General features: G+C 59.9%; 20 protein-coding genes. 3 read left to right on the plus strand and 17 right to left on the minus strand.

The annotated features are described in order from the left end of the window. Window positions 1–2 precede the first annotated feature (2 nt). Complete coding sequence (gene gorA, locus ACETPF_RS18990; RefSeq protein ID WP_373936175.1) at window positions 3–1,364, plus strand: glutathione-disulfide reductase; 1,362 nt, start codon at window positions 3–5, stop codon at window positions 1,362–1,364. A gap of 95 nt (window positions 1,365–1,459) precedes the next feature. After that, window positions 1,460–2,296 carry an oxidoreductase gene (locus tag ACETPF_RS18995; RefSeq protein ID WP_373936176.1) on the plus strand — a complete coding sequence of 279 codons (837 nt, stop codon included), beginning with the start codon at window positions 1,460–1,462 and terminating at the stop codon, window positions 2,294–2,296. A gap of 200 nt (window positions 2,297–2,496) precedes the next feature. On the opposite strand, the gene ACETPF_RS19000 is transcribed toward ACETPF_RS18995, so the two are convergent. The 3 genes from ACETPF_RS19000 to ACETPF_RS19010 form a co-directional block, all read right to left on the minus strand. Further along, the gene (locus ACETPF_RS19000; RefSeq protein WP_373936177.1) at window positions 2,497–3,198 is read right to left on the minus strand and encodes an EthD domain-containing protein; all 702 of its coding nucleotides are present in this window, start codon (window positions 3,196–3,198) and stop codon (window positions 2,497–2,499) included. Continuing rightward, the gene (locus tag ACETPF_RS19005; RefSeq protein WP_373936178.1) at window positions 3,195–5,684 is read right to left on the minus strand and encodes a membrane-bound PQQ-dependent dehydrogenase, glucose/quinate/shikimate family; all 2,490 of its coding nucleotides are present in this window, start codon (window positions 5,682–5,684) and stop codon (window positions 3,195–3,197) included. Before ACETPF_RS19005 ends, ACETPF_RS19000 begins: the two co-directional genes overlap by 4 nt. 254 nt (window positions 5,685–5,938) lie before the next feature. Next, on the minus strand, window positions 5,939–6,496 hold the full coding sequence (locus ACETPF_RS19010) for a nuclear transport factor 2 family protein (protein WP_373936179.1): 558 nt from the start codon (window positions 6,494–6,496) through the stop codon (window positions 5,939–5,941). Window positions 6,497–7,023: 527 nt separating this feature from the next. Between ACETPF_RS19010 and ACETPF_RS19015 the strand changes: the two genes are divergently transcribed. Next, entirely contained in the window at window positions 7,024–7,503 is a 480-nt protein-coding gene (locus tag ACETPF_RS19015; RefSeq protein ID WP_373936180.1) for a VOC family protein, read from the plus strand. Between the two features lie 356 nt (window positions 7,504–7,859). Here ACETPF_RS19015 and ACETPF_RS19020 read toward each other — a convergent pair whose 3' ends face one another. From ACETPF_RS19020 to ACETPF_RS19085, 14 genes are all read right to left on the minus strand, one after another. After that, entirely contained in the window at window positions 7,860–8,672 is an 813-nt protein-coding gene (locus tag ACETPF_RS19020; protein ID WP_373936181.1) for an SDR family NAD(P)-dependent oxidoreductase, read from the minus strand. 92 nt (window positions 8,673–8,764) lie between these two features. Further along, window positions 8,765–10,963 (minus strand): TonB-dependent receptor, encoded by a 2,199-nt coding sequence (locus ACETPF_RS19025; RefSeq protein ID WP_373936182.1) that lies wholly within the window; start codon window positions 10,961–10,963, stop codon window positions 8,765–8,767. A 57-nt stretch (window positions 10,964–11,020) separates the two neighbouring features. After that, window positions 11,021–12,250 (minus strand): cytochrome P450, encoded by a 1,230-nt coding sequence (locus tag ACETPF_RS19030; RefSeq protein WP_373936183.1) that lies wholly within the window; start codon window positions 12,248–12,250, stop codon window positions 11,021–11,023. Window positions 12,251–12,802: 552 nt separating this feature from the next. Next, window positions 12,803–13,498, minus strand: coding sequence for a glutathione S-transferase family protein (locus ACETPF_RS19035; RefSeq protein WP_373936184.1), 696 nt, complete (start codon window positions 13,496–13,498; stop codon window positions 12,803–12,805). Window positions 13,499–13,501: 3 nt separating this feature from the next. Further along, window positions 13,502–14,251 carry a hypothetical protein gene (locus tag ACETPF_RS19040; RefSeq protein ID WP_373936185.1) on the minus strand — a complete coding sequence of 250 codons (750 nt, stop codon included), beginning with the start codon at window positions 14,249–14,251 and terminating at the stop codon, window positions 13,502–13,504. Window positions 14,252–14,319: 68 nt separating this feature from the next. Beyond that, window positions 14,320–15,075 carry an SDR family NAD(P)-dependent oxidoreductase gene (locus tag ACETPF_RS19045; RefSeq protein ID WP_373936186.1) on the minus strand — a complete coding sequence of 252 codons (756 nt, stop codon included), beginning with the start codon at window positions 15,073–15,075 and terminating at the stop codon, window positions 14,320–14,322. Window positions 15,076–15,087: 12 nt separating this feature from the next. Continuing rightward, window positions 15,088–16,569, minus strand: coding sequence for a spinster family MFS transporter (locus ACETPF_RS19050; RefSeq protein ID WP_373936187.1), 1,482 nt, complete (start codon window positions 16,567–16,569; stop codon window positions 15,088–15,090). 23 nt (window positions 16,570–16,592) lie between these two features. Further along, window positions 16,593–18,962, minus strand: a complete 2,370-nt coding sequence (locus tag ACETPF_RS19055; protein ID WP_373936188.1) for a TonB-dependent receptor — start codon at window positions 18,960–18,962, stop codon at window positions 16,593–16,595. A 184-nt stretch (window positions 18,963–19,146) separates the two neighbouring features. Then, complete coding sequence (locus ACETPF_RS19060; protein ID WP_373936189.1) at window positions 19,147–19,923, minus strand: glutathione binding-like protein; 777 nt, start codon at window positions 19,921–19,923, stop codon at window positions 19,147–19,149. A 54-nt stretch (window positions 19,924–19,977) separates the two neighbouring features. Further along, window positions 19,978–20,271, minus strand: coding sequence for a putative quinol monooxygenase (locus ACETPF_RS19065; RefSeq protein ID WP_373936190.1), 294 nt, complete (start codon window positions 20,269–20,271; stop codon window positions 19,978–19,980). Beyond that, window positions 20,264–21,001: a glutathione S-transferase family protein gene (locus ACETPF_RS19070; protein WP_373936191.1), complete on the minus strand. Its 738-nt coding sequence runs from the start codon at window positions 20,999–21,001 to the stop codon at window positions 20,264–20,266. Before ACETPF_RS19070 ends, ACETPF_RS19065 begins: the two co-directional genes overlap by 8 nt. A 213-nt stretch (window positions 21,002–21,214) precedes the next feature. Next, window positions 21,215–22,069, minus strand: coding sequence for an acetoacetate decarboxylase family protein (locus tag ACETPF_RS19075; RefSeq protein WP_373936192.1), 855 nt, complete (start codon window positions 22,067–22,069; stop codon window positions 21,215–21,217). 102 nt (window positions 22,070–22,171) lie between these two features. Further along, window positions 22,172–23,449 (minus strand): cytochrome P450, encoded by a 1,278-nt coding sequence (locus ACETPF_RS19080; RefSeq protein WP_373936193.1) that lies wholly within the window; start codon window positions 23,447–23,449, stop codon window positions 22,172–22,174. Between the two features lie 104 nt (window positions 23,450–23,553). After that, on the minus strand, window positions 23,554–25,392 hold the full coding sequence (locus tag ACETPF_RS19085; RefSeq protein ID WP_373936194.1) for a flavin-containing monooxygenase: 1,839 nt from the start codon (window positions 25,390–25,392) through the stop codon (window positions 23,554–23,556). Between the last annotated feature and the right edge of the window lie 416 nt (window positions 25,393–25,808).

The raw sequence follows: 25,808 nt of genomic DNA on the forward strand, positions 1-25,808 counted from the left end.
CTATGGTTGATACAATAACATCGTCGTCGCGCTATGATCTTATCGTCGTGGGCGCTGGCTCGGGCGGGGTACGGGCCGCGCGTGTCGCGTCCAACCATGGCGCGCGCGTTGCTCTGATTGAGGAACATCGCGTCGGGGGGACATGCGTGATCCGCGGCTGCGTGCCCAAGAAGCTGCTCGTCTATGGCGCTCACTTCGCGGAGGATCTGCGCGATGCCCGTCAGTTCGGTTGGGACGTCCCACCCTGTCGTTTCGACTGGCCGGTGCTGCGCGATCGCGTCTTGAGCGAAGTCAGCCGACTGGAAGGTCTCTATAAGTCGTCGCTGACGTCTGCCGGCGTCGAGCTCGTACATGGCCGCGCAAGGCTTGCCGATCCTAATCGCGTCGTTCTGGAGGACGGTCAGTCGCTCGAGGCTGATCGGATCCTGCTCGCTACGGGTGCATGGCCTGCACGTCCCGACTGCCCTGGCGCTGAATATGGGATCACTTCGAACGAGGTCTTCCACCTGGACGCCCTTCCCCGCCGCATCTTGATCGCGGGCGGCGGCTATATCGCCAATGAATTCGCCGGCATCTTCAACGAGTTTGGGGCCGATGTCACACTGATGACGCGCGGCGACGCGATCCTGCGTGGCTATGATGAGGAACTCTGCCGGCGTCTGCAGGACATATCAGTTGCGAAGGGTATCTCCTTCCGCTTCCATGCAGCCTTCCAGCGGATAGAAAAGCGTTCCGACGGATCGCTGATCGCCTACATCGTCGGACAGGAGCCTATCGAGGCTGATGCGATCCTATTTGCCATAGGGCGGGTACCCAAAAGCTTCGACATGGGTCTGGAGGGTGCCGGCGTCGCCGTGGACGCAAATGGTGCCATCAGGATCGACGCCGAGTATCGAACTAACCTTCCAAATGTGTTTGCGGTGGGCGATGTCACAAATCGGGTGCAGCTCACGCCGGTGGCGATCCGCGAGGGCCAATGTTTCGCGGACGCTCAATTCGGTGGGAAGCCATCCGAAGTCGACTACGAACATATACCGAGCGCGGTGTTCAGCCATCCGCCCATGGCTGGCGTTGGCCTTACCGAAGCAAGCGCGCAAGCACTGGGCCAACCGATCAAAGTCTATCGGTCTAGCTTCAAGCCGATGAAGAATGTTCTTGCCGGACGTGATGAGCGCGCCCTGTACAAGATGATCGTCGACGCCGAAAGCGAACGGGTGCTCGGCATCCATATGATTGGTCCGGATGCACCGGAATTGCTCCAGGTCGCTGCCGTAGCTGTGAAAGCGGGCCTTACCAAAGCGGCCTTCGATCAGACCGTCGCGCTGCATCCCTCGATGGCCGAGGAACTCGTGCTGCTGCGCTGAAATCAGCGTGTCTCACCTGGCGTGAGATCGTGCATCGACACTGAACAAACAGCAGGGCGCGTGAAGCGCGCCCTGCCAATTCAAGGAGCAAGATCATGAGAAGCTGGTTCGTAACGGGTGCCAACCGAGGCATCGGCTTGGAGATTGCACGCTCCGCCCTCGCTGCGGGCGATCGCGTTGTCGCGGCATCGCGCAAGCCGGAAGATGTCGCGGCCGCCCTTGGCGGTTCTGGCGACCGCCTCTTGGCCGTTCCGCTCGACGTGACGAACGCCGATCAAGCGCAAGAAGCCGTAAAGGCTGCTGTCGCTGCATTCGGCAGGATTGATGTCCTCGTCAACAATGCGGGCTTCGCTCAGATTGGTCCGTTCGAGGCGAGTTCGCATGAGCAGATCCAACGGCAATTCGATACCAATGTTTTCGGAACGTTTCATGTGACTCGAGCCGTTCTCCCGATTTTGCGGGCGCAGCGCTCTGGGCACATCTTCACCATTTCGTCTCTCGTTGGCCTCGTGGGCTTTGGAAACTCCTCGCTCTACTGCGCAACGAAGTTCGCTCTCGAGGGATGGTCTGAATCAATCGGCCAGGAATTGGCAGAGTTTGGGATCAAGGTGACGCTGCTCGAGCCAGGGCAGTTCCGTACCGATTTCCTCGATCAAAGCTCCGTCAAGTTTTCCGGCCTTGAGATCGACGATTACAAGGCGGGTTCGGAGGCCCACAAGGCGGCGCTGGCCGGATTCAATCACCATCAGCAGGGTGATCCCTCCAAGATTGGCAAGGTAATCCTCGCAATCCTGGACGCGGAGGAAACGCCGGTGCGCGTAGCGGTGGGATCCGATGCCCTCGCTACCCTGCAGGCGCGAGGCGATACCTTTCACGCGCAAGCCGACGCTTGGCGCGCGCTCTCGCTCAGCACGGATTTCCCCTCCGCCTGACACCAGCCTACCGGCTTGGGTCTTATGATCAGGGATGCGCGCCTGCGGCGCGCCTCCCTCACTGTCAAGCGGTCGGCGTGACAATAGGACCTAGTCGGCTGCCCCGGAACAGATAGTGGGGAGGATAAGCGAGGCGCGAGGCAGCTCTGCATCCACGTAAGCGCTGCCGACATCAGCCATGATGCACGCGCACTTCGGGTCTAGCCATGGGCTACGGCGACGTCTCCGAGGAAGATACCCGAACCTGACTGAATGAAGTTCGCAATATCCTGAGCGATCTCCAGTCTGGCCGCGTCGTCTGGGAAGAACTGATCCCAGTCCTCAATGGTTTGAAACGAGAAATCCGCGTAGCCGCCCACGGGAGATGCGCCCTCGGACCATGACACGACTTCATCGACCCAATTGCGCTCATATTTGGTCAGACTTGCGTGGACGCGAAGCGCTGTCGAGACATGCTCATCCCAATGACGACGTGCTTCCGCGCCTGACAGCTCGGCGAGCCAGCTGACAGGTGTCACATAGGTCAGCGCGGGGCGTGCTCCTTTGCTCCCGGCCTCCGCAAATCGCGGGTCCTTCTCCAGCATCGGGGTGACGCGATAGCTGACGAAAGCGGCGCCTCGCTTGCGCAAGAGCGGCTCTGCTATACGAACCGTGCGCCGGAAATCCTCCGTGGTGACGAACCAGCTTTCGAGCAACACATGGTAGGCGACCTGCGCGGGGTCACCCGGATCGCCCCTCCGTTCCGGAGCCTGGCCAGGCGCAGGCTGCGACAACCGGACCACGGCCGAGACTAGACCAACGCTGGCCTCGACAAAGCGCTGAAAATATTCCGTCGTGAACCACGCCTGGAAAGCCTCGATATCCTCTCCAGATGGGGCGGCGACAAAGGTGGTGAATTTCATGGATGCTGCTCCGGTTTCCGGCGATCCTTGTCGCCCAAGCTATATGCTACGATATAGTCGCCCATCCTTGACCTTAAGGGCAACGACCCTCCCGCAGCTATGACGACCATCTGACGGCCGGACGGCGATAGATAGGTTGCAGGCGACGCGTGACCGCCGGCCGGCAGCTTCGCTTCCCAGAGAAGCTTACCGCTGCCGGTGTCGTACGCGCGGAAATAGGCGTCTTGGCTGGCTCCGATGAAGGTAAGGCCACTGGCGGTTGTCAGCGAGCCGCCCTGCAGCGGCGTACCCACGCGCAAATAGAGATGGGAGCGATAGCCCAGCGGCCCGCTCTCCTCTGCGCTCCCGATCGGCTGCGTCCAGACCAGCTTGCCCGTTCGCACATTGACCGCCGAGAGCACGCCATAAGGCGGCTGTTGGCAGGGGATGCCCAGCGGGGACAGGAATGGGTTGAGTTCGATGCCGACGGGCGTTCCTTGCTGGGCAGCCAGCGAAGGATGCCCTCCCGTCGATGTGCCTATCTTTGACCAGACAATCGGCCGTATCCCGTCACGACGGCGCTCGGTATCGGGGATGAGCCGCGCGTAAGTCGCCAGGCGCAATGTGCCGACGATCGCGACATTGCGCCTGGGGTCGATCGAGACCCCGCCCCAGTTGCTTCCGCCCATATAGCCCGGATAGATGATGAAAGGGGAAAGGCCGGGCGGCGTAAATTCCCCCTCGAACCGAGCCTCCTTGAAGCGAATCCGGCACCAGAGCTGATCGAGCGCGGTGACCCCCCACATGTCGCGTTCAGTCAGGGCCGGCCCGCTCAAGGCAGGCAGACCCGTGGAATAGGGCTGCGTGGGCGAAAGGCGTTCGCCAGCTACGATGCCGCTTTGCGGAACCGGGCGCTCGACTACCGTGGAAAGTGGCTTGCCGGTTCTTCGGTCGAGGAGGAACAGTTGGCCCCGCTTGGTGGGCTGCACGAGCGCCGGCACGATCGATGCGCCGCGTCGGATGTCGACTAGACTGGGCGAGAGGACATCATAGTCCCAGAGATCATGATGCACCGTCTGGAAGGACCAGCGAACAGTACCGGTCCGTGCGTCCAGCGCGACGATCGAACTCCCATATTTCTCGTCGAATGGGCGGCGTCGGCCGCCGAAATGATCCGGCGGCGCTCCGCCCAGAGGGACATAGACGAGTCCCAGCGCCTCGTCGGCCGCCATCGGAGCCCAGCTGTTCGGCGTAGACGGGGTATAGGTTTCGCCTGCCGGCGGCGCACCTTTCCGGTCCGGACGCCCCATGTCCCATGCCCAGGAAAGTTTCCCGGTCTTCACATCATAGGCGCGGATCACGCCGGAAGGCTCGCCCCAGAACTGGTTGTCGAAGACCCAGCCGCCAAGGACGACATTGCCTCCAACCGCCGTCGGCGCCGATGTCTGGTAGTAATAGCCCGGACGCACAGGACCCATGCCTTCGAGCAGGGACACCTCGCCCGCTCTACCAAAGCCCGTACATTTCCGACCGGTATGCGCATCGAGCGCTATGAGTCTCGCATCGACCGTGTTCGTCAGAATGCGCTCCGGGCATTGCGCGTCGTCAACCCTTGCGAAAGCCAGACCGCGGCAGGCAGCTACGGGGACTTCACGAATGTCCGCACCTGATCGAAAGCGCCACCTTTCCTTCCCATTCTCGGCATCCAGCGCGATGACGTCGCTGTAGCCGGTGCAGGCATAGAGCGTATCGCCGATCTTGAGCGGAGTCATTTCCAGGGCGGATTGCTTTCCGAGTCCGGGTGGGGTCGGCCCGACCCGATATGTCCAGGCCACCTTCAGCTTGTCGACGTTATCCGGCGTGATCTGGCCGAGTCCGCTCGATCGATGGGCGCCTGCGTCGCCTCCATAATGAGCCCAATCGGCGGCCGGCATATCGCTGCCGGCTGCTACTGCCGCGTCCGCCGCACCCACCCCAGCCTGGAACGCCGGATCGATGGACGGCGATACGAAAAACCTATGCGTCAGGCCCCCGAGCGCGACCATTATCGCTATCGCGGCTATACCACCAATGCGCATGCCTCTGTTGCGATGTCGCGCAGCGGCCCGCTGGGTGCCTTCCCGTTCTGCGCCTTTCCAGAATATCAGCGGAATGCCGAGTACGAAGGGCGGGATGATGCGTGGGGCGAGCGCCCATCCATTGGCCCCCGCTTCACCAACCGCCCAGGCGATCGTCGCCAGCAGCATGATGGCATAGACCCCGACGCCCTCACGCCGCCGCATGGCAACCAAAACGCCCGCGATCAGAGTGGCTCCTCCGGCAAGCGCGTAGTAGAAGGAGCCACCGAGCCAGATAAGCCTAATCCCGCCGAGCAGCAGAGCACCGCCCACAAGGGCGAGGACAGCCGCATAGGCGAGGATCATTCCGCGAAGGGCGAGCCCTGCCGGCCGCCTGCCGCTGGCTTTGGCGCCAGCCTGATTTGGGGAGCGGATTTCATCATCAGCCATTATCGCGGGCTTTCTCTACCGGTGGCACGGCTTCACGGTCTGATGAAGCCGGTTTTGGATCATGGAGACGCAGGACCGCACCGGACGATGCCCTTCCAAGCCCGCGATCGCCGTCGGATCGAAACGGCTGCGCGCGCCGGCTTTGCAGAATAGTCCAGGTTCTTCAGAGCTGCCGACGTAGCCAGGCTGTCGAAAGACCCACGAACTGCTGGATGCGCGAGCGGCTCAGACTAAGGCATGGTCTTGCGCCTGGATCAGACGGTCGCGGCCGCGACCCTGCCCCTCGCTGCGAAATAGCCGTAGGAAGGATCATCAGGCGCGCGTGTCCCTCGGACAAGTTGTTGGACAAGTCCGTCGGCCATCTGCTCGACGACGGGATCGACCCGGTTCCAGTCTCCAATAACCTGGCGATGTGCGATTTTCCAAACGCCATCTCGGCATTCGAAGCGGTCGAGATAGCGGCCGCACCCCGCAAGATCGAACAGTCCCCCGTCCCGCTCGAAACGCATGATGACCTGAACATAGGTCTCGACCGCAGCCTTGTCCCCATCAAGTTCGATATAGATGTTAGTGATGTAGTGGGACGTCCAGAGGAAATGATTGCTCTGGGTGTCGATCGCCCATTCGACGAACTCCGCCGCCGGCCCATTGAAGCTTCCGTGCGCGTCCCACCCGTCCTCATGATAGGCGGAAAGGGCGAGAGCTCGGTCACAGCGATCGAGCGCTCTTGCGAGCCGCGCCAGCACCTGATGAATGTCCGCTCGCGCCTTCAGCTCCCGCAAAGCCGCCGCGTCGTCTAAATTCGCCACCATCCGCTACCCTCGCCCATGTAATTGGTCCTTAGACACTGGTCTGACAGTCCCGCCCCAGGAAGGAAAGCTGCGGCGGGTTCGCCAGATCGTACAAAAATTCAGAAAAGCGGCGCTGCGATGGGCCTGAGACGCCATGCGCACTTGTGCAATGGACTGATCATTTTGCCACAAAAGCAAAACTCATCGGATATGCAGCGGACGTGTAGCGCAGTGCCGCGGACAGGCATTTGGGACAGCCAGAAGCCCCAAAAGAACGCTGCATGAGAGGAAAACGGGATGGCTGAACCTGAGGTACCGGCAACAAGCCCTTCAGTACGAGCGCGGACATGCACGGCGCCTCTCATCGGCTCCAGGTCGGCCGCCGCCGGAGGGTTCCGTGGCCCAGGAGACGGGCTGCGGAAGTTCGTCGGGCGGCCAAGCAATCACGTCTAGGCTTCGTACCGCGCAGCAGACCGGGGTCTTTCTCGGTCGCTGTTCCGAACTCCAACCCTTAAGCCCAGCATCTATAACCAGACAAGGACTGAACGATGGCCGTCAACCTCAACCGGATTTACCACATCAACATCAACGTCAAGGACCTGGATCGCTCGATCGCCTTCTATGAATCGCTGGGCTTCCATGTCACGGCCCGCTTCGAGATGGAGGGGGAACTCGGGGAGCGCAATGCCAGCGCGTTCGGCGTGCCTTTCAATCCGATCAAAGCCGCGTTCATGAAGTTGGGCAATACGCCCCAATCGATGCTCATCGACCTCTGCCAGCATCTCGATCCGCCGACCGAGGGAACCCCAGTCCAATCCCTTCACCATGCGGGCTTCGTTCGCATGGCCTTCCACGTCGACAATATCGAAGAGGTTTATCAGGAACTGCTGGACATGGGGGTCACGATGCTTGGCCCTCTGGAATTCATGACGCCCCCAGGCGGCACCCGCTCGGGCGTGTTTGCTTTCTACGATCCCGACGGTACCATCCTCGAGGTTCTGACCGGGGTCGAGCACATGGCCGGCTAAATCGAAGGCAAGTCGACGCCACGCCGGATTTTTGGGGGGGCTGCCATGGACGGAGTTCGTTACCGCAGCGCCCGGTCGATAAGCTGGGCAGCCCCCCCAAAAGCCGATGCCCTCCCTGCTGAGAACGGGGGCAGTGGCTTGCTGAACCCGCGGATCAGTCGCCAACTGACTGACGAGCTGGACCCCGCGGCTCCCGGCGGAGGAATGTGCGCACGCGTCTCGTAAGCCAGACATGCCGCTGGCACATTCAACAATCGGCGCATAGCCGAGGCTGTCAACGCAGATGTACCGGTAGGGCAGGCGTCGTCTGCTCATCACCTGCTTATGGGCTCATGCCCGGCAGCGACGGCGGATCGTCAAACCGTGGCTCCGCCGTCGACGACCAATACCGTCCCCGTTATGTAGCTTGCCTCATCTGAGGCCAGAAACACAGTCGCCTGCGCGATCTCAGCCGCATGAGCATAGCGGCCAAGGGTAATCGAGCGGCCATAAGCCTCACCCGCTTCGGCAAGGAACTGCTGGGCCTGTGGCCCGACCGTCCCTATCGCCTTGGTAGAAGACTGTAAAAAGTTCGTCTCCGTTGCACCGGGCGCCACGGCGTTCACTCTCACGCCGCGAGATCCCACCTCGTGTGCCGCCTGACGCGTCAAGCTGATGACCGCGCCCTTCGCGGCAGCATAAGGGGATCCGCCGCCGCCTGCCTTCAGTCCGGCGGTTGACGCCATGTTGACGATGGAGCCCGAGCCGGCCGGAAGCATATGCTTAAGAGCGCTTTGCATCATGAACGCTACCGCGCGGACGTTTACGTTGAATATGCGATCCCATATCTCTGGCGTGACTTCTTCTACCGGTGCGAAGAGGTCCATCACGCCGGCAATGTTCGCGAGGACATCGAGCTTTCCAAAGCGCGCAACGACTTGGTCAACGACAGCATCCATCCTGGCGATCTCAGTGACATCGGCGGGGATTGCCAGAACGTCTTTACCACCGATGGCCGCGGCTGCAGCCGTGACGGCATCGGCATCATAATCCAGCAGGGCCAAGCGAGCCCCTTCGGCCGCGGCTACCCGAGCCACGGCGCTGCCGATGCCATTGCCCGCTCCCGTAATCAGCAGGACTTTGCCGTCCAGCCGTCCGCCGCTGCGCGCCAACACCCGATCCTGGTCCACTGCCCGATCCTTTCGATGAAACTTCGTTATCCGATCTGAGGAATAGGCCCGTCGTCGGATACCCTCCGACGTTCGCAAGGCCGTGCCTGCGGCTAGAAGCTGAAATCGACCGCTATTCCATATTTGCGCGGCGGGGCCGGCATCCAAGGATAGCCCGCGACCCCTTCCTGCGTGGACGCACTCGCGGCGTATTTTTGGCCGGTAAGATTCTTGCCCCAGATCCTCACACCGAGATTCTTGGTCGGCATAAATTTCAGCTGCGCATTGACGATGCTGTATCTGCCCTGATGAAGGAAATTATCAGGCTCAAAATAGAAGCCATCATTGTAATAATAGTCAGCGGTCAGCTGCCAATCGCCGTTTGATGTCTCGAGGATGTAGTCGAAGCCAAGGTTGGCGGTGAACTTAGATGCGTAAGGTGTCTGGTTCCCCTTAGCATCGATGGACAACAGAGGCGAGATGGTGCCTCCAACAGGGCCAAGCGCCGGATTGGTATTCGGATTGGGCGGGCCGCTCGGCGCATTCTGATAATCGGTATACTTCGGATCGAGATAGGTCGCCCCAAATCGGGCTGTGAGACCCTTTGTGACGGCGACCTGTCCTTCCAATTCAACGCCCTTGATCCGCGCGCCCTGCGCATTGGAAAGCAGGATCGTGCCGTTCGCGATCAGCAGCACCTGCGGATCGGTAATGTCATAGTAAAAGGCCGACGCATTTATTCGCAATCGACGATCGAACAGCTCGGACTTGATGCCGATCTCATAGGCGTCCAGGACCTCGGGGTCGGTCGGAACGGGTGTGTAGGTCAGCAGATTATACTGGCCCGACTTATACCCTCGGCTGAACGAGGCATAGGCAAGAACATTATCCTGTACCTGATAATCGATTGCCGTCTTGAAGGTCAGCTTCTTGAAGGTTTTTGAATCCTCCGGGAAGTCGACAGCGACGATCGGAGGATTGGTCAGCAAGGTGATGACACTATCCGCCTTGATTTTGTCTATGGTGTAGCGAAGTCCTCCGGTCAGTTTCAGCCCGGGAGCAACCTCGTAAGTCGCTTGGCCAAAGGCGGCGTACGAGACCGATCGTTGCTCGGCGGGTGCGTTCAGACCGGGACCGAAGGGCAGTCCCCGGAAGAAGGTTCCTTTGTCATATTGGCTGACGTTGTTATAATAGTAGAGACCCAGGATCCAGTTGAGACGTTGCGATCCCTGGCCTTGCAGTTGAAGCTCTTGCGTGAACTGCTTCACCGTCGAGGGAAGATCGACACGAAAATTGGGTGCCGGGTCGTATATGCCGTCGGCCACGCCGACCTCATCCTCAAGGATATAAGCGGAGATGCTGACCAGCCGCGCGAAAGAGAGCTCCTGCTCGGCTTTCAGCGTGAGCGAGAAGGTCTCCGACTCATAATGCATGCCCTCGTTGTCACGCACATTGTAATAGCCAATGTCGGACTGGCGAAACAATGTGTAGGGGGGCTCGAGCGTTCCCTGAGTGGTACCCGGGTAGGTGCCGCCTTGCGCCGAAACGTTCGACCAGGAGTATAGGCCGCTCAGGAGGAAGCGGGTCGTGTCAGATGGCTCGAACAACAGCTTGGAACGGACGAGAATGCTATCCTCATAGCCGTTCTTCTTACCAGTCGTCACGTTGCGGCCATACCCGCCATCCGTCTTCCCGCTGATCGCAATGTCGGCGGCCAGCCTGTCCGTGAGGCCCGTTGTGGCATAGATATTCGCTGCGAACGCATCAAAGCGACCATAGCCGATGCTACCCCTCACCGAGCCGGTATGAGACGGATCCTTCGTGATGAGGTGAATGACGCCGCCGCTGGAATTACGGCCGAACAATGTGCCCTGCGGACCCTTAAGTACTTCAATCCGGTCAATATTATTAAGGTCCAGAAACCCGGTTCGAAGACGCGAATAATACACGCCGTCGAGATAGACGGCCACACTCGATTCACTTCCGACCGCGTTAGCGTTGCTTCCCACGCCGCGCAGATAAGGAAGGACGACGCTGGCCGAGTTTGCAAGCTGGATGCCTGGCATTGATATCGCGATATCGGTGATATTGTCGATGCCACGAGACTCCAGGGCGCCACTGTTAAAGGTGGTGATGGCGAGCGGGACTTTCTGCTGATTCTCCTCGCGCTTCTGCGCGACCACCACGATCTCCTCCAGTTGCCCTTCGGTGCTTGCTGCTTCTTGCGCGAATGCCGGAAAGCCGGATACGATAGCCAGCATGCAGACACTGCCGCGCAGATACCATCGAGCCACACCGTTTCCCATGGTCATTCCTCCCCTCGATTATTAGCCGTCAGTTATTAGGTTTGAGCCGTACTGATATCGCCGCTATCCGAGCGCTTCTTGCCGCTCACCGGACTGAGCGATTGGGACGTCCCACTGCAGCCAGAGGCTTGTGATGGCGTTCTGCTGCGACGCGCTCATGATTGGCGGTCGTGCTCCGTCCACCTTGAAGTCCGGGATGCGGGTAAGCCACTCCTCCAGGAAGATCGTCACCTCCCGCCGAGCAAGTATCGCGCCGGCGCAGGTGTGAGGACCGGCCCCAAAGGTGATGTGTCGGGGATTACGCGTGAAGTCGACCTCATCTGGTCGTTCCAGCGTGTCTTCATTCATATTGAAAAAGGTGGGAGAAAGCAGAATGCGATCACCTCTCTTCAAGACCACACCTTCGTGGCAGTAGTCGACGGCTAGCACTCGTGCGACATTAGAGCCGGTGTAGCGGCGCAGGAGCTCCTGAACGATGCCGCCCATCCGGGATGGATTTTCGCGGATATAGAGCCGGTCCGCCGGATGTCTTGCCAGGTGCAGCGTGATGAAGCTCAGCATCATGGCCACGGTGTCGAGCCCCGCGAACAAGAGCAGCGTCAAGGTCGAGATAACCTCTTCCTCGGAATATGGACGCCCGTCGATCGTCGATCCGATTATACGGGATACCCCGTCGCTGCCTGGGTTTTTACGGCGATAGTCGATCGCCCCGGTCAGATACTCGGTGATGCCAGACAGTGCGGCCGTCTTTGAAGCGATTTCGGGCGAAGTTATGAAATCTTCGACGAGGCCTCGCAGGAGTTTGAGATCGGAAGCCGGGAGCCCCATGATGTGCAGGAATATCCGTAGTGGAAGCTGCAGCGCGAACTGGGACACGAACTCGCATTTGCCCTCTCCGAGAAACGCATCGATCAGCGAAATCGTCAGCGATCGTACATCTCCATCGATGGACTCGATCGCTTTCGGACTGAACAGAGGCATGATGTTTGCGCGATACTTGCCATGCTCTGGGGGATCGCTTTGAGCTGGCAGAAAGCGGCTCGGACCAGGATTGGGAAGCACGATCTGCGCGCTGGAAAATATCTCGGTCGCACGAAGAAAGCGGAAAACATCCGCGCCGTTTGTCGCAACCCAATGGCCACCGTTGCGGGGAGAATAGACAAGCGGCCCCTTGCCGCTAAAAATGCGCCATGCGAGCTGCGGATCAACCACCGCGCCAGGCATATTGTAAAAATCGACATCAACAACGAGTTCGTTCGGTACGTGCGGCGGCAGGGTGAACTTGTCGGCCATGCGAAGCGCGTCCTCCTCTCCAAAGGCTGCCAGCTCATTTTTTTGGTTGCTGACGCGAGCGCTGGTCCTCTTGCTAAGGGAGGCGATTTTGGCCCGCAACATGCGTGCGCAGAACGCGAAAGAGATGATCGGAAATCCGAGACTGTCGTCTTCAAATCAAGTTGCCTGCGCAGGTCGGGTCTCGTCCCGCCGCAGCAGAACTGAGTTCGCGCCGGCACTGCTGCGATGCTCCCCTCAACGCTCGGACGCGTTGAGTAATTATTCCGGTCCTCGCCGTGAGCCACCGGCCACGGGTTTGCGGATCAACCCAGGATCAGGCCCCCCTCCCCTCTCGCCGATCAGTTTTTTAATGCTGTTCTAGCGGGTCGCGCGCGACCTTGGGACTGCTTCGATCAGGGCGCGTTCTGCATTGATTGACGACGCATAGAGGAAGGGCAGGCCCACGCTGACAACAGCCGGTGGCCATTTCCCAGACTACCAGCTGCTCTGCTGACGCTGCCCTATGTCTGGGCTCCCGGCGCCGGGAGGCTCGCAGCAAGTGCAATCATTGCCCTATGGGGCTTGTGTAGCTTTGGCATGAACGAAGTTCTCGGGCGCATCCCAGAAGGGGGGCCTCGGCGGATCCGTGGCGTCTCGACCCGCTGCGATGCCTCGTTGCACCGCGGGCCGCTCATACATGGCAAAGTACCACCTCGCGATATTGGGGAAATCGTCGAGTTGCTGCCCGTGCATGCGATGGAAGTAGACCCAGCCCCAGGTTGCCATGTCGGCAATGCCATATTGATCCCCCGCGAGCCATTCGGCGACCGCCAGCCGCCGGTCGAGGACCCCATAAAGTCGTGCGCTCTCCTTGGTGAAACGGGCCTTGCCATAGTCGTTACCCTCGGGAGCCGAACGCATGAAGTGATGCGTCTGCCCCGCCATCGGCCCCAAGCCACCCATCTGCCAGAACAGCCACTCAAGCGCCGAAACACGCGCCGGGCCGGAAGGCGCCAGAAACTTGCCCGTTTTCTCGGCGAGATAAACGAGGATCGCCCCGGATTCGAATACCGATTGCGGCCCTCCGGGCGCATCATGATCGACAATTGCAGGCACGCGGTTGTTCGGGCTGATCGCAAGGAAGTCCGGCGCGAACTGCTCGTTCTCCATGATGTTGATCGGCCTCAGCCGATAAGGAAGCCCGCACTCTTCCAGCATGATGCTGGCCTTCCAGGTGTTGGGCGTGGGATAATAATATAAATCGATCATGGCTTAGAACTCCAGCGGAAGGCCGATATGATTTCGGTAGATGAAATCACGATGTTCGATCAGCAGGGGATCGAGTGCCTTTGCGACTGCGGGATCAAGGTCGCTATATTTGTCGATGAGCCATGCCGGCATTGCCGGCTGGTGTTCAACCGGCAGTGGCGCCACCATCTGGGAGAAGCAGGCCCAATGATAGTCTATCGTGCTCGGCTGGTCGCCGATCATGTAGCGTGACCCTCGCTCCCGCTGAGCGCGAAGACGGCCAGCCAGCGTGCCCATGATGTCAATCAAGCGAGCTCTTGCAGCGGTGACGGCCGCATCAGAAAAACCATATTGCAGCAACATCGTGCGGACATGTGCCGGGGATTCGTCCGACATGTCCTTCGGGCCATAGCTCGTCTCGAACATGAGAAGACGGCGCGCCCAGCCGAAGCCGTGAGGCGCGCAGATTTCCGCGGACAAGCCCAATGCGAGGGCGCGGTCGGCAGACTGCTCGGGAAGCAAGGACGGGCCGGAGCCGAGGCGCTCCGCCATCATTGCGAGGTCGAGCCAGCCATGGGTAGGAGGATCATCATCCAGCATGGCGACCGGCGCGTTGCGGATGCCTCCGGTCCACACGCACAGTTCCTCGTTGGCGCCGCCGGCGACCTGTTCCACGGCGACGTAGGGCACGTTGCGGGCGTTGAAGATCGCCTTGGCGGATTCACTCCATGGGCCCGGGAGATGGGCGGTCAGTACAAGCCGAAGCCCCCGCATCTGCCGCGCTTCGGCCACCGAAAAATATTTCACGTTGCTCTCTCCTGCCTATGGACGCTGGACGATGCTCACTGGGCGGTGAACCCGCCATCGACCGGCAAGGTGACACCGCTTATGAAGCGGGCGTCATCGCTCGCCAGAAACGCGACGGCCGCTGCGATATCCTCTGGCGCAGCGACGCCGTGCAGCGGACTCAACCCCTTCAACCCATCGATGACCTCCGATGGTTGCTTTGAAGCGCCGGACATGCGCTGCAGCAACGGCGTGTAGACCGCCGTTGGCGCGACCGCGTTCACTCTGATCCCGCGCGGTCCATATTCGATGGCCGCCTCGCGGGTGAGGTTCGAGACACCCGCCTTTGCGGCGACATAAGGCGGAAGACCCGATACCGCCACCATGCCGGCGATGGAGGAGATATTGACGATGTTGCCGCCATCGCCCTGCTTGACGAACTGTCCCAGGCCATATTTCATGCAGTAGAAGACGCCAGTGAGATTGACGTCGATCACGTTGCGCCAATTTTCCAATGTGGCTTCATGGATGAGTGCGCGCGCAGATTCTATCCCCGCGTTGTTTACAAGAACATCCAGTCGCCCGAAGCTCTCTACCGCAAGCGAGATCGCCTGCTCCACGGAAGCCGGATCCGCCACATTCATTCCGACCGCCCGCCCCCCGAACTGCGTTGCGACAGCCTGCGCCCCCTCGACATTCAAATCGGCTACCACTACGCGGGAACCCTCTTCCGCGAAACGGGCGACCGTGGCTTTGCCCAGACCCGAGGCGCCGCCGGTGACAAGCACCACTTTTCCAGAAAGATTCTTCACTTCTCGTCTCCGTCACTTCGTTGACGCGACATTCGGCATGTTCGATGGAAGGAAATCCAAGCGGATGCCGTTGGCGCAGGCCGAGCGGCCGAGGACGAGAAGCATCGCCATCGCCGGGATGGCCAATCCCATGGTCCATGCAAGCGATTGCCCGAGCAGCCGCTCATCGCGAAGGATGTAGTCCGTTATGAAGGCAACCACGACGGGCCCCGTTCCCGCCCCAAGCAGACTGGAGACAAGGACGAAGCAAGCGCTCACCCGGCCGCGAAGGCTGGGCGGCGCGATACGCTGCCAGGTCGAGAATGAGCCGGCGGAAACTACGCCCAGTGCCACCATCCCGAAGCCGAGCGAGAGAATAGCGAGGAGCGGGCTTGCTACGATGTAACCCATGGTGACGAGTGGCCACGCGATAAGGCTGCTGCCCGCAGGCACGATCAGACAGGCGTCGCGAACGCCTGCTCTGTTGACGCGATCGATGAGCATTCCGCCCATGACTGCCCCCGCCGCTCCGGACAAAGCGACGACAAGTCCCCACACCCAACCTATTTCACCCGGTTGCCACCCGAATGTCCGGGCGAAATATGCGGGCGTCCAAGCGCCCATGGCGTATGCGACGAGACTCGCGAGGCCGAAGGCGCCGAAGCTGTATACGACGACGCTCCAATTGCCGGTAAGGTACGCGCCAAAACCCTGAACCGCCGACTTGCGGTGTGCATCCGCGCGACGCGGAGGGCGCGGATCGCGGAGGAGCAAGGCCAGAAAAGCGAACGCGAAGCCAGGCAAACCCGTAACGAGAAAAACGGCCTGCCAGGATGCGATATCGCCGATTATCGGGAATGAAACCGACGCGCTCCCGACGAAGAGGCTGACGACCAAGCCTCCAACGCCGAGCGCGACACCGCTCCCGAGATAAAACCCGGCAGCATAGATGCCCATCGGCGTTCCTACCTTCTCGGGCGGGAAAAGGTCGCTGATAAGCGATACGGACGCCGGCGTGAGCGACGCTTCACCCACGCCCACCATGGTGCGCCCGAAGAAGAGCTGCCAGAAGCTGCTCGCCAGACCGCATGCCGCTGCGCTCAACGACCAGGTCGTGACCGCCAGGTAGATGATGATCTTGCGAGGATAACGGTCGACGGCCCAGCCCAAAGGGATGCTGGCGATGCTGTAAAAAAGCGCGAAGGCGAAGCCCTGCAGCAATCCAAGTTCGGTATCGCTCAGGCGAAGGTCACGCTTGATCGGCTCCACCATGAGGGCGATGATCTGCCGATCAAGAATGGAGATCATCGATAGCAGCAGCAGGATCGCCAGCGATGTCCAGGCCGCAATCGGTGAGTAGGCTGACGCGACATCCGATGTTTTGCGCGACGGTGAAGAATGAAGGTCAGACACGAGCACGCCGATCCTGGTGTTTTCGGGCCGGACTAAATCCGATCCTGCTTTGTCGTTGGCACGCCTGATTTCACCGGCACGTTCGAGGAAAGGATAAGCCATCACCCTCGAACGTGCCGGCTTGCTCAGAAAGTCATTGAAGCCGAAACCCCATAGGTCGCAGGCATTCCGGGGAACCTGACGGTAACGTCGGCCGCCTTGACCACGTTTGTCCAATAATATTTGTTGAATATGTTCCGGCCCCAAATCCAGGCCTTCCACTTTCCTTCGGGGGAGCTGATGCCCAGCTGCCCGTCAACGAGCGTGTATTTGTTGATATCGAAATCCTGCAATCCGGTGCTGCCCGGCGGCGTAAAGACGGCTGAGGTCTTGCTGCGATAGGCTACGTTCACTCCGACGAAGGCATCCAAAGTGTTCGTCACCGGGTGAGAATAATTCAGATCCGCGTTGAGGCTGTATTTCGGGGTGAAGTTAAACGATGTTCCGCTCAAATCCTCAGGCGTGCTACCGATCACCGAGAAGCCCGTATACTTGATGACCTTGCTCTTGATATAGGTACCACTCAGGCTGAACGTCAGATCACGAACGGGACTGATCACAGCGGAGAATTCGGCTCCCTCTATCTTCGACTTGGGAATATTGTCCTGCGCCGACACGTTGCCCACAGGCGGTGCGAAGATACGAGCACGAAGCTGCTTGTTTATATAATCGTAACGAAAGATCGCAGCCTCGAAACGAAGAAGGCGCGAGACCGAGATGCGGCCACCGAGCTCATATGCGGTCAGCTTCTCTTGCACCACCGGTCCGTAGACGATGGGATCGAGGGCACCCAGCGTAGCGAAATTGCCAGACTTATAGCCCCTGCTGACCCGCGCGTAGATCAGGGATCGACTGGTCGGCTTGAAGTTGAGATTGAGGTTCCAGGGGACATTGTCCTGTTTGAGCTCTTTATGGGCAAGCCCGGGCGTCAACAGCGGGAGACCGCCCGTGTCCTGGGCCTGACCGGCGGCAGTACGGTACAGCGAGAAGCACTGGCCGACCTGGAGCAGCGGCACTGGTGCAAGGCCGGCGCCCGCTCGGAAGACGTTGATCAGGTTCGTGTAGGCTGGGGCGGAAAACGCGTCGAGAATGGTTCCGCAACCCTCGAACTTCCTCGTTTCCTCGCTGAGGCGAATGCCGCCAGTGAAATTGAGCCGATCGGTCAGCGGCACATCGATGCTGGTGAAGACACCCCAGCTGTTGATCTTCTGATCAACCCGGGTTCCCGCGCCGTGCGCCGGCAGACCTGCTAGAAGCCGAACGGTCGAGGAATCCCTGATATCCTCCAGAATGCGATCATTTGTCGTGTCGTCCGAGATGTTGACGCCGACCACCCAGTTCACCCCGGAGAAATTAGCTGAAAGCCTGACCTCCTGATAAAGCGATTTGATCTTGCCGAACTGCTCTCTTTGCACTGCCAGGGCATTGGCAATACCGTCATAATCCGTCGTCTGGCGTCGGTTCATATGGGAATAGGCTGTGATCGACGTCAGCTTCACCTCGTCGCTCACATCCAGTTCAGCACGCACCGACCCCTGCCAGAACTTATCATCGCGATCGAGCGGTGTGTTGGGTTCCCAGTCCGTATCGCGCGCATTGTCGCCGGGGCGAGGTGCGTTGACTACGTTGGGAAGCGCCAGGGCCGGATTGGTCGGCGTCACCCGTACAAGCTGTGGCACCAACGTATCAGATCGGTCGATCCAACCATTGGCGTTGAAGGTGACGCGGAAAGTGTCGGCGGGTTCCCACTCGACGATCGCCCTGCCGACGAAGTTCTTCACCTTGCCGATGGTATCGTCCCGCGTCAGGCTTCGTTGCCAACCGCCGCCCAGGGTCCCACGCGCGGCAACGCGCGCCTTTAGCGTGGGCGTGATCGGACCGCTGATGAACCCCTCCAGGCTGCCGCGGTTGAAGCGTCCGAATGTACCTGTGACGCCCGCAGCGAAATCGTCCGTCGGCTTGTTGGCGATATAGTTGATCGCGCCGCCGGTCGAGTTTTGACCATATAACGTGCCCTGCGGCCCCTTGAGCACTTCGATCCGCTGGAGATCCAGCGCGGCACCCTGGGTAGTGATTGGATATGCGAGCGGCACTTCGTCGACATAGATCGCGACTGAGGAGGTGGACCCCACGCTCGGCTCGTTGATGCCGACGCCCCGAAGCGTGTAGATGGGCGTACTGAAGCCGCTGTCGCTGACCGACAAACCAGCGACCAGCTTCGACAGATCCTCGGCTTGGGTGACGTTGCGCTGCGCAAGCGCCTCTGCGCCGATCGCGGTGATTGACATGCCGACGTCCGATAGCGCCTGAGCACGACGTTGCGCCGTCACTACGATATCGCCATCATCGGCAGGAGTTGCAGCCGTCGATGCCACATTCTCCTGCGCCCGCGCGCTGCCGCAAAAGCTGGCGATGGATGCGCTCGCAAGGAGGATTGCCTTCGTACCCCGCATCATTTCGTCAATCCTATCATAACCCGTCTCCCTCTTGGCTTCTCGCCCGCAGCGATGTCGGCGGACGGAAGAGTCTGTTTTCCATGCTCAACGATACTCGAAACCCGACGATAAAAGGCCGTTTCGTTTGGGCGAATCTGCGCAATCCATGCTGATTCCGTGCAGCGCGGCCGCGCCTGGTAAGCGCCTAGAAATCCATCGGCAGCTTCAGATATCGTGCGTAGATAAAATCGCGATGAGCCAGGAGGCCGGGGGTGACGGCCTTTCTCAATCGCGGCTCCCCTGATTCATACAGGTGCCGAATGTGATCCGGCATAGGGTTCAATTCGGCCGGTAGAGGGGACAACATGCCGAGAAATGTCGCGAGATGAAGATCGGGCGCCGTCAGGCTGTCTCCGACCAGATAAGGTGAACCTGCACTCACCTGATGATCGAGCCGGTTTTGAAACATCTCGAGTATCGACACGACTCGATCGGATGCGGCGGCCATCGCCTCCGGCGTGCCGTTAAAATCTTTGAACATTCTCTCGGGAAGGATGGTGAGTTCCGGTTTTCCACCGACAGCTTGCACCTGACGGTGAAAGAGGTCGAGCCTCCGGTTCCAGCCAAGACCATCCTCGCCGCAAATCGCATGGGACAGACCGATGCACTCGACCTGGACCGCGCGATCATCCGGCAGCAGCGACGGCCCACTGCCGAGCCGCTGCGCGAGATACAGAATATCTATCCAGCTGTGCCGAGGCCTGTCGTCGTTATACATCGCGACGGGCGCGTTTCGCGTTCCCGTCCAGGCGAAAATCTCGTCGTTCGTCCCCATGCCTTGGTGACGAACCGCAAGATAGGCAATATTCCTGACATGGAACAAGCTTTTCGCGGCCTCGCCCCAGGGATTAGGGCTCCCTGCAGAAAGGACTAGCCTCAAGCCCTCCCGATCCCGGGCTTCGCTGCAACTGATATAGTCCAATATCTTAGCCTTTCGTGGCAAAAAGAGCCACGCCTGCTCCGGCGCCGGCGATCCTCAGCCGACCTCTTCAAAATAGCTATTTTGTTCGTTGCCGACCAAAGGCCAGAAAATCTCCATCCATGCTTTGATTTCCGGACTTTTAATCAGGAGTTCCTTGGCTGTTGCGGACTCCCATTCCATCGAACAGATGAACGCGCTTTCCGAAGCCTTGTCGCGCAAGAGGCGCAGCGATACAGCGCCGGGATGCGAGAAGAATATGCTCCTGAAGGTCGGGAAAAGCTCGATGTAACGCTCCGCCTGACCATCCTTGATCTGGATATGGCTATGCTCGATCAGATGGTCAGGCATCGAATTCTCCACCAGGAACGGGTATAGCGCGCTGGTTGAACAGCAAGCGGCGGAAGCGCTCCTTCTCTTCCGGCGTGAATGTATTCGGATCGACGGTCAGTTCCTTGCCGACATCGAGTCCTCGCTGGACGCCGGGGCGGCTCAACACCAACTCCAGCCACCGCCTGACGTGGGGAAAGACGTCCAAATCCTGTCCGTGCGCCTTCCAGTTCATCGCCCAGGGAATGACGGACATGTCGGCTATGCTGTACTCCGCGCCGGCCACGAATTCATGCTTGTGCAACGCATAGTTCAGCACGCCATACAGCCGGTTGGCTTCGTCGTCGAAGCGCCGGAGGGCGTAGCTTTGATCACCCTGCTCGGATCCCAGGCGATTGAAATGATTATACTCGCCTATCTTCGGACCCATATTGGCCATCTGCCAGATTAGCCATTGCACCACGGCGTATTTCTTGTCGGTCGACTGGGGCCAGAACTGGCCGGATTTCTCCGCGAGATACATGAGGATTGCGCCGGATTCGAACACCGAGATCGCAGCGCCTCCGCCTAAGGGATCGTTGTCCACCATAGTTGGCATGCGGTGGTTCGGGTTGAGCGCGAGATAGCTTTCGTCAAATTGCTCGCCCATCACGATGTTGAGAGGCTTGATCCGATATGGAATCGACGCCTCCTCCAGCAGGATCGTCACCTTCTTTCCGTTCGGCGTCGGCCAGAAATACAGGTCGATCATCTTTTGTCCTCTCTATCTCAATTGCGCGTCTTCGTGCAGTGCTCGTCGCTGATCCGTCGGCCGGCATCACGCTAGTGCAGCAAGAAGATAGCTTGGCGACATCGGTGTGCGTGTAAGGCCGTCCCGCGAATGCGTCGCCAAACCTCTGCCATACAACCGTCGCGCTGAGAGCGGCTCAGCGGAACAGACCACGGTCCACCTGCTGCCGTACCGTCAATCCACCGCAACCGCAGTAGGCACAGGGGTATCGGCGCTTTGAAGAAGATCTTCGATTACCCGCATCTCCGTGAACACGATTTTATGGGTCGTGTTCATGACGGCATAAGCGCCCGTGATCTCCAGGACCGGAAGCTCGTCGAGCGGATCCATGTCAAGATGACCAAAGGTTACAGACGCCTTGTCTGCAAGCCATGCGCGGTCGATGCTGTTCCCTTCCTCCGTGGAGGTGGCGCAAACCGCATACTGGGTGAAGTGGGAATAATCCGGGCTTGGGATAGCCCTAACCGTCATTTGCTCTGGCCAGACCGCTTGCGCGCGGACAGTGTCGAGTTGCTCGCCCGTCAACTCCGCGCCGATGCGAATGCCCATCGTGATGAGGCGTGTTCCCCGCCGATCGACCGTGATCTCGAATTCGTCGGGCGCCACCGGAATGAAGCTGATGTCGCCCATCTTCTTGGCCATGCCGAAATAGACGCTCCATGGCCCCATGATGTCCATGGAGGTCTTGTCCCCTCGCAGGCCATCCACATATTCCCAGCCCGATTGACCCTTTCGTCCATTGTGGATGCAGGGCGCTGCAAACTGAACGGCATGGTAGGGCGTCACCTGTCCATCAATCGCCCGGTTCTGCGGATTGACGAAATACCACATCTTCACGATGGGCTCTTCCGACCTATCGGCCTTGAGCGGCGGCTGGAGGATCAGGCGCTCGATCGCGTCGTGAGTGCTGCGGAACGTGACCATGTAGACCGGGTAGCTTGGCATAGCTGGCCCATCATATTGAAAGCCGTCACCGGGCATGGCGCCGGTCAAGTTCAAGATCCCGCCGATATAGGTTCCGCTGTTCATATCCTGTCCTTCAAAATCGCCTCGGCTTTCGTCTGGAGCCGGAGTCGTTCAAAAACCTCGCCTGGTCGCCACCCTCGATCGCGAGCACCTGCACCTCCGCCGTTATCGGCGGTCGAACGTCATCCAGAGCTGTGTTAAACCATAGGCGACGTACGTGGTTGTATATGCGTAGCTTTCCGGCCCTCTTGATGCGCGGAAATGCTGCATGCGCTCCGTCAGCTGACGGAAGGCCGCCCGCAACTCACCACGGGCCAACTGATTGCCGATGCACATATGGATGCCGCTTCCGAAAGTCAGATGCGAGCGCGCATTTGCCCGATCAAGATCGAGTGTTTCCGGATCCGGGAAAACCTCTGGATCGAGATTGGCCGCGCCAAAGCGCGTTTCGATGATCGAGCCTGCGGGAATGTCGACGCCTCCGATGGCGATGTCGGCCGTCACGCGCCTGAACATGGTGGTCGCCGGGGCCTTGATCCTCAGCACTTCCTCGATAAATGCATCGAGCTTTTTCGGGTCGTCGCGGATCTGATCCACCAGTTCCGGTCGGTCGATCAGGATTTCCATGCCGCCCGCGATCGCGTTCGCCGTCGTCTCGCCGCCGGCGATGAACAGGAGCCAAAGGATGCTGATCAGCTCGCGCATGTCGAGCTTGCGGCCGTCGGTCTCGGCATGAACGAGCGTGCTCAGCAGGCTTCCATCGGGAGCGGCGCGGACACGTTCGACATTCTTGGCCAAATATTGCTGCAGCTCGATGACGGCCTGCACCAACACAAGCTCCCGCTCCGGCGCCAACGCCGGGTTGGATGTCTCGAGCGACATATCGCTCCACCGCTTGAACTTATCGATATCGCGGTCCGTCACTCCCAGGATCTCGGTGAACACCGTAAGCGGCAGGCGCATGGCGAAAGCATCGAAAAAATCAACTTCCGGCTTGTCGATAAAGCTGTCGATCAACTCTTTGACGGCGCGCTCAATCTGAGGCTCGAGGGCGGCAACCTTGTCGCGCGCGAAGGCCTTGTCCACGAGGGAGCGATACAGACGGTGGTCTGGAGGATCGTTGGTGACGAGCGTGTCCATCGGCAGGTAACCCTGCTCCTCGAACATCTTGTTGATCTGCTCACTGATATCGGACTTCCGGGTCTGGATGACCCCGGTCTTGCAAGACAAGGACTTGGTATCCATCGCCGCTTTGCGCACATCGCTGTAACGGGTCAGAATATAGTTGCCGCTGACAGGATCGCGATAGACCGGACTCTCGTCCCGAAGCTTGTGATAGGCGGGAAACGGGCATCGCCGAGTTTCGGGATCCGTGAAGGTGATCGGGCAACCGTCGAGTTCGACGCTGCTCCGCTGCCGTTCGCTGAGATCCTGCCTATCCAATGATGCTCTCCATTCCTTATAGGGCTTCGAGGCGTCACATCGCCCGGATCGCCGCGGCGAACCGAGCGCGTAAGAACAGGCTCGGCCCGGTGCGAGCGGTGCCCTTAGCCGACAGCCTGGCGCATCTCTGCAGGCGCCACGTCACTATGGCCGCGCCTCAAGCTCTCGGGGATGAGACCGTTCAGGTCCGCGGTGATGAGAAGGGCAAGCCGCGCCGAGCCGGGACGCATCTGGTTGATCCCGCCACCGTTGAACCACAGGCCGCGTTGAGCGGTCTGCCCCCAAATGTTGGCCCATTCTCCCTCGGGATCGAGGCGCGCGATCTCGCCAACCTTGTCCGCGACATCCTCGCCGAAGAAGTCGACGACCTCGGTCCTGCGGCTTTGATAACCGGTGGCGAGGATAACGATGTCAGCCTCGACGATACTGCCGTCGTCCAGCTTCGCGCCGGTCGAAACGAATTCAACGAACTTTTGAAACGGCTGGATCTTGATGGCGCCGTCGGCGATCAGCTCGGATGTGCCGGTGTTGAGATAGTAGCCACCGCCAGATCGCAGGAAGAGATCGAGCCAGCCCTGACCATTCACACCGTCGCCCAATTGGAGGCCCGCAGCCTCGAGGCGCGTGAGAAGCGGGCGATCAAGTTCCTTAGCCATCTTGTGATAAGCCTGGCTGGCCTTCTCGCGCAGCGGATTGATCAATCCGATACCATAGCGGATGTCGACCAGCGGCGTCGGGATCTCGGGATCCAAATAAGCGGCGTAGGCGAGGTTAGCCGTGGCCACGTTATTGACGACGACGGGATCACGCTGGAACATGGTCACGGCGACACCGTGCTCCACAAGGTCCCGCGCGATGTCGTGCGCGCTGGTGGCGACGCCGATGATAACCGCCTTCTTGATGTCGTAGTCGGAAATCCGCGTGTACTGCGAGGAATGAATCACCTTCCCGGCAAAACTGTCCAGTCCCGGGAAGTTAGGCATCGACGGCTTACCGCCGATCCCGCCGGTCGCGAGCACGATATGGCGCGGATGCAGGACCCGTTCGCTGCCATCGGGCAAGCCGAGAACCGCGTCCCATTGCTGCAGCTCGCTGTCATAGCGCGCGCTCTTGAACGTCGTGCTGGTCCAGACATTGAGGTCCATGTAGCGCGCATACAGATCGAGCCACTCGCCGATCAGGTCTTTCGGCAGATATTCCGGATAGTGCGGCGGAAAGGACAGAAAGGGGAAATCGTTCATCTCGATCGGATTGTGGAGAAACAGCGAGTCATAGCGCTTATTCCAGCTGTCCCCGACCCTCTCATGCCGATCGACATTGAGCACATCGACGCCGAACTTGCGGAGATAGGCAGAGGTGGTCAGCCCCGCCTGGCCAGCACCGATGACCATGACCTCCGGCTCGGCATTGTCATAGCGCCGCGCCGCATCGCGATGCTCCTTCCAGGTCTCCCCCGGATAGCTCGGCGTGAAACCGCGGCCGCGCGGATGGGGCGGCACTTTTTCAATGAGCTTGAGATCCTCAAGACGGGTGAAAACCGCCCGCGCCTTCAGTCGCCCGCCCTCGGGAACGGCGTTGAGGAGGAGGACGGCCGATCCATCCTTGGTTTCGAAATCGAAAAAGGCTTCGACAATGGCGGACTCGCCTGTCCCAAGAATTTGCGGCGCCGGCCAACTCTCCGACAGGCGGAAGCGGGTGGGCTCAGCCTCCCGCGCCAAGGACAGGAGCGTGGACACCACCGTGTCGCGGCCGTGGAATTGCCGGTAATCCCAGGTCAGCGCCCCGTTGTCGCGGAAATAGGAGGGATCGCAAAAAAGCTCGGTCAGTCTCGATCGATCATCCGCCTTGATCGCAGCTTCGAAATCCGAGATCCACGCGGCCGCTTCGGCTTGGAGTTGAGTATCGTTCATCGAGACATCCTGTTCCTTGGTCGCATTTTTCACGCCGAACGCAGGCGGCCAGGCGCACATTTCGTGCCGAATGGGCCCTCGCGGCGGTGAAGCTGTCCTTGTTCGCCTGCTTCTGCCTGGAGATAAAAGCTGGCAGCAGGCGGGGCAACCGTGATCACGCGACCGTTCGCATCGCGAACATCGTCCTTTATACCTCCCTCCGAGGGGTGCGATGCTATAGAAAAGCCGTCAAATGATACAGATCATGCCCGGAGCTCTCGGTCGCACCCGGCGAGTTCACTGCGAGAACAATACGGCAATCGATCTTGCGACCCATGTCATCACTGCTTAGCCGTCTCGACTTCGACCACGATGCGTTGGAGGGCAGGCGAGCGCTAGAACTGTTCAGGGGTCAGGTGGCGAACGCGCGATCGGCCGAGCGTCTGCTTCTTTCCTTCCGAATGCTTCTG

This window comes from Sphingobium agrisoli (assembly GCF_041877245.1).
In the GTDB taxonomy this organism is placed as follows: domain Bacteria; phylum Pseudomonadota; class Alphaproteobacteria; order Sphingomonadales; family Sphingomonadaceae; genus Sphingobium.

What these genes read in the sequence shown, in the direction of transcription:
- ACETPF_RS19030 (WP_373936183.1), bottom strand. Translation starts at nt 12,250, where the DNA reads ATGGCCGACAAGTTCACCCTGCCGCCGCACGTACCGAACGAACTCGTT.
- ACETPF_RS19000 (WP_373936177.1), bottom strand. Translation starts at nt 3,198, where the DNA reads ATGAAATTCACCACCTTTGTCGCCGCCCCATCTGGAGAGGATATCGAG.
- ACETPF_RS19050 (WP_373936187.1), bottom strand. Translation starts at nt 16,569, where the DNA reads ATGGCTTATCCTTTCCTCGAACGTGCCGGTGAAATCAGGCGTGCCAAC.
- ACETPF_RS19010 (WP_373936179.1), bottom strand. Translation starts at nt 6,496, where the DNA reads ATGGTGGCGAATTTAGACGACGCGGCGGCTTTGCGGGAGCTGAAGGCG.
- ACETPF_RS19035 (WP_373936184.1), bottom strand. Translation starts at nt 13,498, where the DNA reads ATGATCGATTTATATTATTATCCCACGCCCAACACCTGGAAGGCCAGC.
- ACETPF_RS19025 (WP_373936182.1), bottom strand. Translation starts at nt 10,963, where the DNA reads ATGACCATGGGAAACGGTGTGGCTCGATGGTATCTGCGCGGCAGTGTC.
- ACETPF_RS19065 (WP_373936190.1), bottom strand. Translation starts at nt 20,271, where the DNA reads ATGCCTGACCATCTGATCGAGCATAGCCATATCCAGATCAAGGATGGT.
- ACETPF_RS19070 (WP_373936191.1), bottom strand. Translation starts at nt 21,001, where the DNA reads ATGATCGACCTGTATTTCTGGCCGACGCCGAACGGAAAGAAGGTGACG.
- ACETPF_RS19015 (WP_373936180.1), top strand. Translation starts at nt 7,024, where the DNA reads ATGGCCGTCAACCTCAACCGGATTTACCACATCAACATCAACGTCAAG.
- ACETPF_RS19075 (WP_373936192.1), bottom strand. Translation starts at nt 22,069, where the DNA reads ATGAACAGCGGAACCTATATCGGCGGGATCTTGAACTTGACCGGCGCC.
- gorA (WP_373936175.1), top strand. Translation starts at nt 3, where the DNA reads ATGGTTGATACAATAACATCGTCGTCGCGCTATGATCTTATCGTCGTG.
- ACETPF_RS18995 (WP_373936176.1), top strand. Translation starts at nt 1,460, where the DNA reads ATGAGAAGCTGGTTCGTAACGGGTGCCAACCGAGGCATCGGCTTGGAG.
- ACETPF_RS19040 (WP_373936185.1), bottom strand. Translation starts at nt 14,251, where the DNA reads ATGCGGGGGCTTCGGCTTGTACTGACCGCCCATCTCCCGGGCCCATGG.
- ACETPF_RS19055 (WP_373936188.1), bottom strand. Translation starts at nt 18,962, where the DNA reads ATGATGCGGGGTACGAAGGCAATCCTCCTTGCGAGCGCATCCATCGCC.
- ACETPF_RS19005 (WP_373936178.1), bottom strand. Translation starts at nt 5,684, where the DNA reads ATGGCTGATGATGAAATCCGCTCCCCAAATCAGGCTGGCGCCAAAGCC.